General features: G+C 71.5%; 13 protein-coding genes and 1 rRNA gene. 3 read left to right on the forward strand and 11 right to left on the reverse strand.

Features of this window, described 5'->3' with window-relative positions; genetic code table 11:
• Positions 1-114: 114 nt before the first annotated feature.
• The 4 genes from recN to ACIREE_RS10935 form a co-directional block, all read right to left on the reverse strand.
• Positions 115-1,839, reverse strand: a complete 1,725-nt coding sequence (recN, locus tag ACIREE_RS10920) for a DNA repair protein RecN (protein WP_404149427.1) — start codon at positions 1,837-1,839, stop codon at positions 115-117.
• Positions 1,840-2,186: 347 nt separating this feature from the next.
• The gene (locus ACIREE_RS10925) at positions 2,187-3,092 is read right to left on the reverse strand and encodes an NAD kinase (RefSeq protein WP_404149335.1); all 906 of its coding nucleotides are present in this window, start codon (positions 3,090-3,092) and stop codon (positions 2,187-2,189) included.
• Positions 3,089-3,904: a TlyA family RNA methyltransferase gene (locus ACIREE_RS10930; protein ID WP_404149338.1), complete on the reverse strand. Its 816-nt coding sequence runs from the start codon at positions 3,902-3,904 to the stop codon at positions 3,089-3,091. Before ACIREE_RS10930 ends, ACIREE_RS10925 begins: the two co-directional genes overlap by 4 nt.
• 7 nt (positions 3,905-3,911) lie before the next feature.
• On the reverse strand, positions 3,912-4,220 hold the full coding sequence (locus ACIREE_RS10935) for a hypothetical protein (RefSeq protein WP_404149341.1): 309 nt from the start codon (positions 4,218-4,220) through the stop codon (positions 3,912-3,914).
• 42 nt (positions 4,221-4,262) lie between these two features.
• Between ACIREE_RS10935 and ACIREE_RS10940 the strand changes: the two genes are divergently transcribed.
• Positions 4,263-4,610, forward strand: coding sequence for an SCP2 sterol-binding domain-containing protein (locus ACIREE_RS10940; protein ID WP_404149344.1), 348 nt, complete (start codon positions 4,263-4,265; stop codon positions 4,608-4,610).
• On the opposite strand, the gene ACIREE_RS10945 is transcribed toward ACIREE_RS10940, so the two are convergent.
• The 3 genes from ACIREE_RS10945 to ACIREE_RS10955 are packed head-to-tail and all read right to left on the reverse strand — an operon-like array spanning position 4,594 to position 7,567.
• Positions 4,594-5,499, reverse strand: a complete 906-nt coding sequence (locus tag ACIREE_RS10945) for an ABC transporter ATP-binding protein (RefSeq protein WP_404149347.1) — start codon at positions 5,497-5,499, stop codon at positions 4,594-4,596. The two genes, ACIREE_RS10940 and ACIREE_RS10945, sit on opposite strands and share 17 nt — an antisense overlap.
• Positions 5,496-6,524, reverse strand: a complete 1,029-nt coding sequence (locus ACIREE_RS10950; protein WP_404149349.1) for a FecCD family ABC transporter permease — start codon at positions 6,522-6,524, stop codon at positions 5,496-5,498. Before ACIREE_RS10950 ends, ACIREE_RS10945 begins: the two co-directional genes overlap by 4 nt.
• Positions 6,521-7,567 carry a FecCD family ABC transporter permease gene (locus tag ACIREE_RS10955; RefSeq protein ID WP_404149351.1) on the reverse strand — a complete coding sequence of 349 codons (1,047 nt, stop codon included), beginning with the start codon at positions 7,565-7,567 and terminating at the stop codon, positions 6,521-6,523. Before ACIREE_RS10955 ends, ACIREE_RS10950 begins: the two co-directional genes overlap by 4 nt.
• A 201-nt stretch (positions 7,568-7,768) precedes the next feature.
• Here ACIREE_RS10955 and ACIREE_RS10960 point away from each other — a divergent pair, with 201 nt between their 5' ends.
• Entirely contained in the window at positions 7,769-8,668 is a 900-nt protein-coding gene (locus tag ACIREE_RS10960; RefSeq protein ID WP_404149354.1) for a siderophore-interacting protein, read from the forward strand.
• A gap of 84 nt (positions 8,669-8,752) precedes the next feature.
• Here the strand turns inward: ACIREE_RS10960 and ACIREE_RS10965 are convergent, their stop codons facing one another.
• Complete coding sequence (locus tag ACIREE_RS10965; RefSeq protein ID WP_404149357.1) at positions 8,753-9,805, reverse strand: HAD hydrolase-like protein; 1,053 nt, start codon at positions 9,803-9,805, stop codon at positions 8,753-8,755.
• Between the two features lie 71 nt (positions 9,806-9,876).
• Here ACIREE_RS10965 and ACIREE_RS10970 point away from each other — a divergent pair, with 71 nt between their 5' ends.
• Positions 9,877-11,151 (forward strand): DUF1015 family protein, encoded by a 1,275-nt coding sequence (locus ACIREE_RS10970; RefSeq protein ID WP_404149359.1) that lies wholly within the window; start codon positions 9,877-9,879, stop codon positions 11,149-11,151.
• 52 nt (positions 11,152-11,203) lie between these two features.
• Here ACIREE_RS10970 and ACIREE_RS10975 read toward each other — a convergent pair whose 3' ends face one another.
• From ACIREE_RS10975 to rrf, 3 genes are all read right to left on the reverse strand, one after another.
• Positions 11,204-12,007, reverse strand: a complete 804-nt coding sequence (locus ACIREE_RS10975; RefSeq protein WP_404149430.1) for a hypothetical protein — start codon at positions 12,005-12,007, stop codon at positions 11,204-11,206.
• Positions 11,899-13,260 (reverse strand): hypothetical protein, encoded by a 1,362-nt coding sequence (locus ACIREE_RS10980; RefSeq protein ID WP_404149432.1) that lies wholly within the window; start codon positions 13,258-13,260, stop codon positions 11,899-11,901. Before ACIREE_RS10980 ends, ACIREE_RS10975 begins: the two co-directional genes overlap by 109 nt.
• A 248-nt stretch (positions 13,261-13,508) precedes the next feature.
• Positions 13,509-13,625: ribosomal RNA gene (rrf, locus tag ACIREE_RS10985) — 5S ribosomal RNA — on the reverse strand.
• Positions 13,626-13,835 lie beyond the last annotated feature (210 nt).

The raw sequence follows: 13,835 nt of genomic DNA on the forward strand, positions 1-13,835 counted from the left end.
GGGAGTGCGGCGTGAAGGGTCATGTGGCGGAGCCACCTGTCCCTTCACGCCGTGCGGTGAGGGGGCGTGCCGGGCGTCGGGACGCCGCGGAAATCCGCCAGAAGGGCCCTAGGCCTACGCATCGGCCCGGGCCGTCTCGAGGAGCTCTTCCGCGTGGGCCCGCGCCGTCTCCGAGTCCTCCTGGCCCGCGAGCATCCGCGACAACTCCCGTACGCGGTCCTCGCCTTCGAGCACGGTGACTCCGGAGCGCGTCACGATCCCGTCGTTCGTCTTCTCGACCAGCAGCTGCCGGTCGGCGAAGGCCGCGACCTGCGGCAGGTGCGTGACGACCACGACCTGCGCGGACTTGGCGAGCTTGGCGAGGCGCCGGCCGATCTCGACGGCCGCCTTGCCGCCGACGCCCGCGTCGACCTCGTCGAAGAGGTACGTGGGCACGGGGTCGGTGCCCGCGAAGACGACCTCCACCGCGAGCATCACCCGGGACAGCTCACCGCCGGACGCGCCCTTGGCGATGGGGCGGGGCGGCGCCCCGGGGTGCGGCGCGAGCAGCAGCTCGACCTCGTCGACACCGCTGGGCCCGCAGACCACGCTCCGGCCGTCGATCTCGACGCCGTCGCCCGCGTCCGTCTCGTTCTGCCGGATGTCGAAGGAGACCCGGGCGTGCGGCATGGCGAGCGAGGCCAGCTCGTCGGTGACCGCGGCCGCGAACCGCGAGGCGGCCTCGGTGCGGGCGTTCGTCAACTCCTGCGCCAGCACGCCGAGTTCAGCGCTCAGCGCGTCGCGTTCGGCGGCCAGCTCGTCGATCCGCTCGTCGTCGCCGTCGAGTTCGAGCAGCCGCGCGGCGCTCGCCTCGGCCCAGCCGAGCACCGCCGTGACGTCCTCGCCGTACTTGCGCGTCAGCTGGGTGAGCGCGGCGCGGCGCTCCTCGACGGCCGAGAGCCGCAGCGGGTCGGCGTCCAGGTCGTCGGCGTATCCGGCGAGTTCGGCGGCGACATCGGTGAGCAGGATCTGCACTTCGCCGATCCGCTCGGCGAGCGTGGCCAGGGCCGGGTCGTGGGCCCGTACGGCGTCGAGGGCCCGGTTCGCGCCGCCGACCAGGGTCGTGGCGTCGACCCCCTCCGGGTCCTCGGGGTTCCCGGCGAGCGCGGCGTGCGCGGTGGCGGCGGCCGAGGCGAGGGCCTCCGCGTGCCCGAGCCGCGAGGCCTCATCGGCCAGCTCGACGTCCTCACCGGCGCGCGGCTCGACAGCGGCGATCTCGTCGAGCCCGAACCGCAGCAGATCCGCCTCCTGGGCCCGCTCCCGGGCGCGCGTGGTGATCTCGTCCAGCTCGGCGCCGACGCTTCTCAGGCGCTTGTACACGGTCGCGTACTTGGCGAGCGGCACCGCGACGGCGTCCCCGGCGTACCGGTCGAGCGCCTGTCGCTGTCTGCCGAGCTTCAACAGTCCCTGCTGGTCGGTCTGGCCGTGCACGGCGACGAGTTCGTCGGCGAGTTCGGCGAGGACTCCCACCGGCACGGATCTCCCGCCCAGATGGGCCCGCGAGCGCCCCTCGGCCGAAACGGTACGGCTGACGAGCAGCACCCCGTCGTCCAGTTCGGCGCCGGCCTCCTCGGCGCGCGCCAGCGCGTTCGAACCGGCGGGCACGGCGATGCGCCCCTCCACCACCGCGTTCTTCGCACCGATCCGCACGAGCGCGGGGTCGGCCCGCCCACCGAGCAGCAGCCCGAGGCTCGTGACGACCATCGTCTTGCCCGCGCCGGTCTCGCCGGTCACCGCCGTGAATCCGGGTGACAGCTCGACCACCGCGTCGTCGATGACTCCGAGCGACCGTATCCGCATCTCCTCCAACACGGACACGACCTTACGAGGTCGGGGGCCACCTGTGCGACGGGCCCCGGCCCACGGGACCGAATCGGCAGGTCGCGCGGGCTCCGCGGCGGGGTCTGTCACCCGCGCGAGTGCCCCGGGGGCGGGCTGTCGGGGTGGGGCCGACCCCGCCCCGGCCGGCGGTGGCGGCCCGGGTGGTCTCGGCGCCCGTCGGCCCGGTCGGCTCCCAGCGCCGTCACATCCGCGTGAGGGCGTTCTGGGAGGCGCTGGTGGTGGCGGGCACGTCGCCCACCGCACCGGTGCGGTGGGCGAGGCGAGGACAGGCGGTACGGGTCCTGCGGGGCTGAGAGAGCCTGGCCCTAGTGCGGTGCCCCGCGCCAGCCAGCCACCGGCAGCGCGAACTTGGCCACCAGACGGTCAGTGAAAACGGCATGGTGCAGCCGGGCGAGCCGCACCGGAACAGCACCCCGCCGCACCTCCACCCGCGCCCCCGCAGGCAGTTCCACGGTCCGCCGCCCGTCGCACCACAACACCCCGTGCGGTGTGTGCGGCTGCACCTCGACGGCGAGCACCGAATTCGGCGAGGTCACCAGCGGCTTGGCGAACAGGGCGTGCGCGCTGATCGGCACCATCAGCAGCGCCTCGACCTCGGGCCACACCACGGGCCCGCCCGCCGAGAACGCGTATGCCGTCGACCCGGTCGGCGTCGCGCACACGATCCCGTCGCAGCCGAACCCGGTGACGGGCCGCCCGTCGATCTCCAGGACGACCTCGAGCATCCGCTCGGGCTCGGTCTTCTGCACGGCGGCCTCGTTGAGCGCCCAGTCGCGGTGCACGACATCACCGTTGCGGTGCACGACGACGTCGATCGTCATGCGCTCCTCGACCTCGTACTCCTTGCTGACGACCCGCTCGACGACCTGGTCCAGGTCGTCGCGCTCGGCCTCCGCGAGGAATCCGACGCGCCCCAGGTTCACGCCGAGCATCGGCACCCCCGACGCCCGCGAGAACTCGGCGCCGCGCAGCAGCGTCCCGTCACCGCCGAGGACGATGAGCAGCTCGCATCCGTCGAGGCAGGCCGGTGTGGCCTCCTTCACCAGGTCCACGGAGGGCGGCAGCGGCAGATCGGCCGCCTCCGAGGCCAGCACCCGCACCCCGAGGCCGTTCTTCAGCAGCCCCTGCACCACGAGCTCGGCGCTGCGGATGGCCGCCGGCCGCCCGGTGTGCGCGAGCAGGAAAACAGTACGAGCTCGGCTCTGTGTCAACGCGGCCCCTCCGCCACTGCACGATCGACGTCGGCCGGGTCCAGTTCGGGCGCCCCGGCTCGCAGCCACAGAAAGTACTCGACGTTCCCGGAGGGCCCGGGCAGCGGGCTCGCGGTGACGCCCCGCACGCCGAGCCCCAGCTTGAACGCGTGCGCGGCCACGCCCCGCACGGCCTCGGCCCGTAGTTCGGGGCTGCGCACGACGCCCCCGCTGCCGAGCCGCTCCTTGCCGACCTCGAACTGCGGCTTGACCATCAGCACGAGGTCCGCGTCCGGCGCCGCACACCGCGCCAGGGCGGGCAGCACAAGCTTCAGCGGGATGAAGGACAGATCCCCGACCACTACGTCCACCGGCACACCGTCGATCGCCTCCAGCGTCAACTCACGTACGTTCGTACGGTCCTTGACGGTGACGCGTTCATCGCTCTGCAGGGACCAGGCGAGCTGCCCGTACCCCACGTCGACGGCGACGACGTGCGCGACACCGGCCCGCAGCAGGACGTCGGTGAAGCCGCCGGTCGACGCGCCGGCGTCCAGCGCCCGCCGCCCCGCCACCACGAGCCCCTGCGGAGCGAACGCGGCCAGCGCGCCCGCGAGCTTGTGCCCGCCGCGCGAGACGTACTCGGGGTCGCCGTCGTCCGCCGCGACGACGATCGCCGCGGCCTTCTCCACCTGCGTCGCCGGCTTGGTCGCGACGATCTTGCCGACGGAGACCCGGCCCGCGGCGATCAGCTGGCTGGCGTGCTCGCGCGAGCGGGCCAGCTCACGGCGGACGAGTTCGGCGTCGAGGCGGATACGTGCCACACCTGCCACGGTCGGTTCAGCTCCTGTGCTCATACGGGGAAGACGGCTCGTCCGGGGAAGACGGCCGGGGCGCGGCGTCCAGCGCGGTCAGCGCCGTCCGCAGCCCCTGATGTACATCCTCGTACACCTCGACGTGTCCGTCCGCCGCGAGGTGGTCCACATCGCCGAGCCGCTCGAGCTGCGCGTCCACGTCGGCGTTGCCCGTGGGGGTGCGCTCGATGCCGAGGGGAGCGGGGGCCGCGGGCTCGTACGACGGTTCGCCGGGAACCGGAGCCTCGGTCACGGCATCGGCCTCGGCTTCCGCTTCGGCGGGGGTCTCACTCATGCTCAGACGCTACCCCGGAAGCCCGGTGTACCGTCGATCACGATGGCCACTACGGAGGAGTGCCGGGCGGCGCTCGACAAACTCTCGGACAACATGGCGGGCGCGGGTGGCGACGTCCGGGCCGCCGCGGCGCTCGACCGCTCGCTGAGCTGCCGGATCACGGATCTGGACGTGACGTTTTCCGGCCGTCTGGAGGACGGCCGGATCGTGGTGCTCGACACCCGCCAGGGGCCGCCCGCCGAGAAGGCGCAGATCCGCCTCTCGATGTCGGGCGACGACCTGGTGGCGATGGTGAACGGCCGGCTGAACTTCGCGAAGGCCTGGGCGGCGGGACGGGTCAGGCTGGAGGCCTCGTTCCGCGACCTGCTGCGCCTCAGGACGCTGCTTTAGCCACGGCCGGGAGCTCCGCGTGGGCCGCCGGCCTGCGGGCCTTGCGCGCCGCCGGCACGACCAGCGGGGTCCCCGTCTCCGGATCGTCGATGACCTGGCACTTCATCCCGAAGAGCCGCTCGACGAGGTCGGCGGTGACGATGTCCCTCGGGGCGCCCTCGGCGATGATCTCGCCGTCGCGCAGCGCGATGAGGTGGGTGGCGTACCGGGCGGCGTGGTTGAGGTCGTGCAGGACGGCGACGAGCGTGCACCCCTGCTCCTCGTGCAGCTCCGCGCAGAGGTCGAGCACGTCGATCTGGTGCTGGATGTCCAGGAAGGTCGTCGGCTCGTCGAGCAGCAGCAGCGGCGTCTGCTGGGCGAGCGCCATGGCGATCCACACGCGCTGGCGCTGGCCGCCGGAGAGTTCGTCGACGTAACGGTCGGCGAGTTCGGCGACGCCGGTGGACTCCATGGACTCCCGTACGACCGTCTCGTCCTGCGGCGACCACTGGCGAAGCAGCCCCTGGTGCGGGTAGCGGCCGCGGGCGACGAGGTCGCCGACGGTGATGCCGTCGGGCGCGACCGACGACTGCGGCAGCAGACCGAGCGTCTTGGCGACCTTCTTGGCGGGCATCGACTGGATGGCGGCGCCGTCGAGCAGGACCCGGCCCGCGCTCGGCTTGAGCATCCGCGACAGGGCGCGCAGCAGCGTGGACTTGCCACAGGCGTTCGGGCCGACGATCACCGTGAAGGAGTTGTCGGGGATCTCCACGGACAGCTTCTCGGCGATGACACGCTGGTCGTATCCGAGGGTCACGTCGTCGGCTATCAGCCTGTTCACTGCGGTGCTCCTTTGGTTCCGGTGCGGCTGGTCCTCGTCCGCGGAGGGGGTGTGCGGGCGCGCGCTCATATCCGTCCTGCCTTGCGCTCCGTGACGAGGAGCCACAGGAGGTAGACACCGCCGACGACGCCGGTCACCACGCCGACGGGCAGCTGGTCCGCGCCGAACATCCGCTGCGAGACCAGGTCGGCGACGATCAGCAGCGTTGCGCCCATCCAGGTGGCGGCCAGCAGGTTCGGTCCGGGCGACTTGGTCAGCCGCCGGGCGATCTGCGGGGCGGTCAGCGCCACGAAGACCACGGGTCCCGCCGCGGCGGTCGCGGCCGCGGTGAGGAAGACGGAGGCGGTGAGCAGCAGCAGCCGGGTGCGCTCGACGCGGATGCCGAGGGCGCCGGCCGCGTCGTCGCCCATCTCCAGCATGCGCAGCGGACGCCCGAACGCGGCCACGACCGGGACGAGGATCGCGAACAGGATCAGCAGCGGCCACACCTGTTCCCAGCCGCGCCCGTTGAGGGACCCGGTCATCCACACGGTGGCGCGGGCCGCGTCCACGAAGTCGGCCTTGGTGAGCAGATAGCCGTTGATGGCGGTGACGAACGCGGAGATACCGATGCCGACGAGGACGAGCCGGTAGCCGTGCACGCCCCGCTTCCACGCGAGGACGTAGATCGCGAAACCGGTGACGAGTCCGCCGACGAGCGCGCCGAGGGCGACCTGCGTGGCGCTGCCGCCGAAGATCACGATCATCACGAGCGCGCCCGCCGTCGAGCCCTGCCCGAGGCCGAGCACGTCGGGGCTGCCCAGCGGGTTGCGTGAGATGGACTGGAAGAGCGCGCCGGACAGGCCGAGCGCGCCGCCGACCAGGAGGCCGACGAGGACCCGCGGAAGGCGCAGGTCGTTGATGATGAACTCCTGCCCGACGTCGCCGTGGCCCGCGAGGGTGCGCAGGACGTCGAGGGCCGGGATCGGGAAGTCTCCGGTGCCGATCAGCACGACGCTCGCGGCGAGCGCGGCCACGAGCAGGACCGCGACGACGACGGCCGAACGGACGTGGAGCCGTACGGAGAGCCCGCCCGGGGTGCGTATCGCCTTCACAGCTGGGCCAACTTCCGACGGCGTACGAGAACGATGAAGACCGGCGCGCCGATGACGGCCGTGACGATGCCGACCTGCAGTTCGGCGGGGCGCGCCACGAGCCGTCCCACGACGTCGGCGCCGAGCAGCAGGACGGGCGACAGGACCGCCGCGTACGGCAGGATCCAGCGCATGTCGGGTCCGGTGAACGAGCGCACGATGTGCGGCACCATCAGGCCGACGAAGACGATGGGCCCGCAGGCCGCGGTGGCGGCGCCGCACAGCAGGGTCGCGGCGGCCATGCTCAGGGCGCGGGTGCGGCCGAGGTGGGCGCCGAGGGCGCGGGCGGTGTCGTCGCCCATGGCCATCGCGTTGAGCGGCCGGGCGAGGCCGAGCGCGAGCACGGCGCCGACGACGATGAACGGCAGCACCTGCTGGATCGTGTCCATCTTGGCGCTGGCCAGCGAGCCGACCTGCCAGAACCGCATGCGGTTGAGCGCGACGTCGTCGGTGATCATCACCGCGTACAGGTAGCCGGACAGCGCCGCGCTGATCGCGGTTCCGGCGAGAGCGAGCCGCACAGGGGTCGCGCCGCGCGTACCGCCGAGGACGTACACGAGCACACCGACCGCGGCGGAGCCGAAGAAGGCGAACCACACGTAGCCGCTGAACGAGGTCACCCCGAAGAAGGTGATGGCGGTCACGACGGCGGCCGACGCACCCATGTTGATACCGAGGATGCCGGGGTCGGCCAGCGGGTTACGGGTCAGGGCCTGCAGCACGGCGCCGGCGAGGCCGAGCGCGAGCCCGGCCAGCAGACCGAGCAGCGTCCGCGAGACGCGCTCGCCGACGACGATGTCCGCGTACGTACCCGTGTCGTGGAACAGCCCGTGCCAGACCTGATCCAGAGCAAGCGGTTTGGCACCGACGGCGATGCTCGCCACCAGGACGGCGACCAGCACGACGACCGAGACGAGAAGCCCGGCCGTGCGTATCGCCGCACGGCGGCCGGGGGGCGCGGGAGCGGTGTCCGCGCTCGATTCTGGGGGGCTGTCGACCAACACGAGGTTAGGTTAGCCTACCCTCCAAATTGGCCACATTCTGCTGTGCCGAGAGAAGCATCCCTCATACCTCCTGCCCTGTCACGGGCCGCCCCCGGTGCGTGCTGCTCACGGCTCTGCTCACCACATGCCGCAACGGCAAACACCCCAAGCACACCAAACACTCCAAACACACTGCATTACCCATCCCAAGAGGCTCGCGACATGACAGAAACAGCTGCCCCGACCACGGCCACCGCCACGACCGCCACCGGAACGACTGCCGGAGCCACCGCCGCGGACCCGGCTCCCGCTCCGGCTCCGGCTCCCTTCGACCTCTTCGCCCTCCACGTCCTACGGGCCGAACGCCTCACTCCGTCCATGGTCCGCGTGGTCTTCGGCGGCCCCGGCATGCCCCGCATGGCATCGGCCGGCCGCGACCAGCGCATCAAACTGTTCCTGCCGTCGGCGGGACAGCAGGCCCCGCATCTCCCGGACAGCGCCGACGACGAGTGGTACGCCGCATGGCAGGCGCTCGACCCCGCGACACGCGGCATCATGCGCACGTACACGATCCGCGAACTGGACGCCCCCGCAGGCGAGTTGACCGTCGACTTCGCGGCGCACGGCGACGAGGGCCCGGCCTCCCGGTGGGCCCTGCGGGCGCGCCCCGGCGACCGGGTGGGCGTCTTCGCCCCGGTTGTCGAGGAGAACCTGGCCTTCGAGTTCCGCCCGCCCGCCGACACCGACTGGATCCTGCTGACGGCGGACCCCTCGGCGCTGCCGGCCATCGCCAACATCCTGGCCCACCTGCCCCGCTCCGTCCCCGTCCGCGCCTGGATCGAGGTGCCCACGCCGGAGGACCGCCAGGCGCTTCCCACGCATGCGGACGCGGACATCACCTGGCTCACCGCCTCCGGCACCACCCCCGAGGCGATCCGCGCGGCGACGCTCCCCGAGGGCACGCCCTACGCCTTCGTGGTGGGCGAGTCGTCCTCGGTGAAGTCGGTCCGCCGCCATCTGGTGACGGAACGCGGCTTCGACCGCAAACGCGTCAAGTTCTCGGGCTACTGGCGCCAGGGAACTTCGGAGGACGCCCTGGCCCAATCCGGCGAAGCGGCCTGAACAGCCCGCACAGCGCCTGACCGCTTGCCTCTACCGGGCACCCCGCCGCGACGCCGCTGGGCACCCGCCCCCCTGCCCACCCCGCTACAGATCCAGCCGCGCCAACACCTTCGCCGAGTCCAGCTCGCACACCCCGTCCCCCGCCGCCGTCCAAGCGGCAGCGCACAGCGCCCGCAGGGCGTCGATCGCGTCCCCGTCCCCCTCCAGCTCCAAGCGCTCGTCCCCGGCCGTGGCGGTCCACCCGCCGCACTCGAACGCGCCCTGCGCCTCGGTCACCTCAGGCTGCCCGGTCAGCATTCCGCGCAGGTCGCGGTCCACATAGGTGGGCCGGTGCTGCGGCGGCGCAGCCAGCAGTTGCGCCCCGTCCGTCACACCGGTCAGCACGAGGAGCGAATCCACCTCCCCGTTGAACGCGCCCTCGATATCCGTGTCGAGGCGGTCCCCCACAACCAGCGGCGTCTTCGCCCCGGTCCGCAAAATCGTCTCCCGGTGCATCGGCGGCAGCGGTTTGCCCGCGATCTGCGGCTCCGCCCCTGTCGCGATCCGGACGACCTCGACAGCCGCCCCGTTCCCCGGAGCGATGCCCCGCGCGCTCGGAATGGTCAGATCGGTGTTGGAGGCGAACCAGGGAACGCCCCCCGCAATGGCATAACAGGCCTCGGAGAACCGCTTCCAGGCCATGTCGGGCCCGCCGTACCCCTGTACGACCGCGACGGGCTCGTCGTCGGCGGACTCGACCGGCTCCAGCCCCCGCTCCCGCAACGCGACCCGCAGCCCTTCCCCACCGATCACCAACACCCGCGCGCCCTCGGGAACTTGCTCACTGATGAGCCGCGAGACGGCCTGCGCCGACGTGATGACGTCGTCCGCCTCGGTCGGAATTCCGAGCTCGGTCAGGTGCTCCGCGACGGCGTCAGGCGTGCGCAGCGCGTTGTTGGTGACATACGCGAGCCCCATGCCCCCGTCGCGCGCATCGGCCAATGAGTCGACGGCGTGCGCGATGGCATGCCCGCCCGCGTACACGACCCCGTCCAGATCGAGCAGCGCGGTGTCGTACGCCTCGCTCAACGCCCGCGTACTGCTCCCCGGCCCCACCCGCGGCCCACCGTCACCCGTACCACTCGCACTCTGGCTCATTCCCTATCGCCCTTCATCGGTCCCTCTCCCCCGATCATCCCTCAAGCCACTGACACTCGTACGATGCACGGATGAACACTGCAGGTGACGGCTTGGATCTGCGCCCCTTCCGAGGGGTGCGCTACGTCCCCGCGCGCATCGGCAGCCTGGCGGCCGTCACCTCACCTCCGTACGACGTCGTCGTCCGCCCGGACGGCCTGCTGCACCTGGAGAGCGCGGACCCGCACAACATCGTCCGTCTGATCCTCCCGCAGGCCACGTCCCCGCAGTCGCGCAACGACCAGGCGGCCGCCACCCTGCACCGCTGGCTCGCCGAGGGCGTCCTCGCCCCCGACACCGAACCGGCCCTCTACGTATACGAACAGCGCAGCGGCGATCTACTACAGCGCGGCATCATCGGCGCCCTGCGCCTGTCGGAAGCCTCCGAAGGCGTGGTTCTCCCGCACGAGGACGTCATGCCGCACGTGGTCGAGGACCGCGCGGGCCTGATGCGCACCACAGCAGCGAACTTCGAACCCCTCCTGCTGACCTATCGGGGCAACGGCGACGGGACGGGCGCCACCGCCGTCATCGAACGCACGGTCCAGCATCCGCCGCTCCTCTCCACGACCACCGAGGACGGCTACAACCACCGCCTGTGGTCGCTCACGGACCCGTCGGACGTCCGCGCGGTCCGCGACGATCTGGCCCACCACCAGGCCCTGATCGCCGACGGCCACCATCGCTGGGCGACCTACCTGCGGCTGCGCGCCGAACATCCGTCGCCCACCCCGTGGGACCACGGTCTGGTCCTCCTCGTCGACACGGTGCGCTACCCCCTGCGCGTCCGTGCCATCCACCGTCTCCTCAACCGCCTCCCGATCGACCAGGCACTGGCGACGGCTGCCCCCTTCTTCCGCGTACGGGAAGTCGCGGGCCCTCTCGCTCAGGCGCTGGAGTCGCTCGCCGAGGCCGCGCACCACGGCAACGCGTTTCTCCTCACCGGCGCCGACGACAGGTACCACCTGCTCGACCAGCCGGACCGGGCCCTCCTCGACCGGACGATCCCGACGGGCCGGCCGGAGGCCTGGCGCACTCTGGACGCGACGGTCCTGCACGCCACGCTCCTCGGCCATGTCTGGGGTATCCCCGAGGACTCCCCCGCCTGTGTCAGCTACATCCATGACACGGAGGCGACGGTGGAGAAGGCCCGGCGCGACGGTGGCACGGCGGTCCTCATGCACCCGGTCCGCGAGGAAGTCGTCCGCGAGCTGGCCCGCCAGGGGGTGACGATGCCTCGCAAGTCGACGTCGTTCGGCCCGAAGCCGGCCACGGGCCTGGTCCTTCGCACGCTCACGAACGACTGACGGGCGGGTCCCGAAGGACCCGCCCGTCATCTCACCTCACCGGCCGCGCCGGCTACTTCTCGTCAGCGCCCTCGTCGTCGCCTTCATCGACACCGTCACCCTCACGGTCGTCGTCGGCTTCGCGCTCGCCTTCGCTGCCGGCCGGCGCCGCGACCTCATCGGCGTCGTCGCCGTCACCGTCGAAGGCATCGACGAACTCGACACCGTCCAGCTCGGCCAGCCGGTCCGACGCGTCCGTGCTGCCGTCCTTGTCGGACTCCACGGCCTTGGCGAACCACTCGCGCGCCTCGTCCTCCCGCCCGGCGGCCAGCAGCGCGTCGGCGTACGCGTACCGCAGCCGCGCGGTCCACGGCTGCACGGAGTTCGAGGCCAGCTCGGGACTCTGCAGCGTCACGATGGCAGCGTCCAACTGGTCCAGGTCACGCCGCGCACCGGCGGCGACGAGCCGCATCTCGACCTGCCCGGCCTTGTCGAGCTTCTGCACCTCGGGCGCCCCGGCCATGTCGAGCGCCTTCTCGGGCCGCCCGAGCCCACGCTCACAGTCGGCCATCACGGGCCACAGTTCTACGTGCCCTGTCATGCGGCGCGCGGCCCGGAACTCGGCGAGTGCCTCGCTGTAGTTCTGACTCGCGTAGGCGGCGAATCCGGCAGCCTCGCGCACGGCAGCCACACGGGACGCGAGCCGCAGAGCCACCTTCGCGTACCCGTAAGCGCCCTCGGGGTCGTCATCGATCAGCCGGGCGACCATCACCAGGTTCTTGGCGACGTCCTCCGCAAGCCCCTTCGGCAGGGACTGCAGCTCCTGCTGTACGTCCTTGTCGAGCTCGAAGCCGGAAACGTCCTCGGGGATCGGCAGCCGCTTGATCGGCTCACGATCCCGCTCCCGCTCGTCGCGGTAGCGCCCGCCACCACGGCGGTCGTCCCGCCGGTCATCACGCCGGTCGTCGCGCCCGCGGAACCCGCCGCCACGACTGTCGTCACGCCGGAAGCCACCGCCACGGTTGTCGTCGCGCCGGTCATCGTCGCGCCGGAAGGGGGGACGGTCGCTGTCGCGGCGCGGCCCACGATCGCGGTCGCGGTCGCCGCCACCGTAGGAGGGACGATCGTCGCGGCCACGGAAGCCACCGCCGCCACCGCGGTTGTCATCGCGTCGGTCGTCGCGGCGGAAGGGGGGACGGTCACCACTGTCACGGCGCGGCCCACGATCACGGTCGCCGCCACCGTAGGAGGGACGATCGTCGCGGCCACGGAAGCCACCACCACCGCGGTTGTCGCCACCGCGATTGTCGTCACGTCGGAACCCACCGCCACCACCACGGTTGTCGCCACCGCGGTTGTCGTCACGCCGGTCGTCCCGACGGAACGGAGGTCGGTCGCCACTGTCACGGCGCGGCCCGCGATCACGGTCGCCACCACCATAGGAGGGACGGTCATCGCGGCCACGGAAGCCACCGCCACCACCACGGCTGTCACCACCACGATTGTCGTCACGCCGGAACCCACCACCGCCACGGCTGTCGCCACCACGGTTGTCGTCACGTCGGTCGTCGCGGCGGAAGGGGGGACGGTCACTGTCGCGGCGCGGCCCACGATCGCGGTCGCCGCCACCGTAGGAGGGACGATCGTCGCGGCCACGGAAGCCACCACCACCGCGGTTGTCGCCACCGCGATTGTCGTCACGCCGGAACCCACCGCCACCACCACGGTTGTCGCCACCGCGGTTGTCGTCACGCCGGTCGTCCCGACGGAACGGAGGTCGGTCGCCACTGTCACGGCGCGGCCCACGATCACGGTCGCGGTCGCGGTCGCCACCACCATAGGAGGGACGGTCATCGCGGCCACGGAAACCACCACCACCACCACGGCTGTCACCACCGCGATTGTCATCGCGCCGGAACCCACCACCACCGCGGTTGTCGCCACCACGGTTGTCGTCACGCCGGAAGCCACCGCCGCCACCGCCACGGTTGTCGCCACCGCGATTGTCATCGCGCCGGAAGCCACCGCCGCCACCACGGTTGTCGCCACCACGGTTGTCGTCACGCCGGTCGTCCCGACGGAACGGAGGTCGGTCGCCACTGTCACGGCGCGGCCCACGATCACGGTCACCCTGCGGCCGGTCGCGGCGCGGAGCGCCACCGCGGGAGCCGTCCCGGTCACCACTGTCCCGGCGGCGCTGCTCGCGCTCCGGTCGCTCGTCGGGAGAGTTGGTGGACATCGGCGTGACTCCTGTCTTTGGTACCGCAGTCATTCTCTCGCAGCAGGGGTACCGGCGCGCTTCGAGAAGAGTTCTGGAAATACAAAAAGGACCCTTGGTCCCAGCGTGTGTGCCGGGACCAAAGGTCCTCTCAAAATTAGTTCGGCGGCGTCCTACTCTCCCACAGGGTCCCCCCTGCAGTACCATCGGCGCTGTGAGGCTTAGCTTCCGGGTTCGAAATGTAACCGGGCGTTTCCCTCACGCTATGACCACCGAAACCCTTTCAGACATCCCCCATCGAGGGACATAAGAACAGGGCGGCGAACTAGCACACTTTTCAATTGATAAGTGAAACTGTTCAGCCAGCACAAACTGTTCGTTGTCTGGGAACTACACAGTGGACGCGAGCAACTGAGGACAAGCCCTCGGCCTATTAGTACCAGTCACCTCCACACCTTACGGTGCTTCCAGATCTGGCCTATCAACC

It is taken from the genome of Streptomyces sp. NPDC102467, from assembly GCF_044765445.1.
Classification (GTDB): domain Bacteria; phylum Actinomycetota; class Actinomycetes; order Streptomycetales; family Streptomycetaceae; genus Streptomyces.

Coding starts and splice junctions, on each gene's coding strand:
- ACIREE_RS10935 (WP_404149341.1), bottom strand. CDS start 4,220: ATGAGTGAGACCCCCGCCGAAGCGGAAGCCGAGGCCGATGCCGTGACC.
- ACIREE_RS10960 (WP_404149354.1), top strand. CDS start 7,769: ATGACAGAAACAGCTGCCCCGACCACGGCCACCGCCACGACCGCCACC.
- ACIREE_RS10965 (WP_404149357.1), bottom strand. CDS start 9,805: ATGAGCCAGAGTGCGAGTGGTACGGGTGACGGTGGGCCGCGGGTGGGG.
- ACIREE_RS10940 (WP_404149344.1), top strand. CDS start 4,263: ATGGCCACTACGGAGGAGTGCCGGGCGGCGCTCGACAAACTCTCGGAC.
- ACIREE_RS10970 (WP_404149359.1), top strand. CDS start 9,877: ATGAACACTGCAGGTGACGGCTTGGATCTGCGCCCCTTCCGAGGGGTG.
- recN (WP_404149427.1), bottom strand. CDS start 1,839: ATGCGGATACGGTCGCTCGGAGTCATCGACGACGCGGTGGTCGAGCTG.
- ACIREE_RS10945 (WP_404149347.1), bottom strand. CDS start 5,499: ATGAGCGCGCGCCCGCACACCCCCTCCGCGGACGAGGACCAGCCGCAC.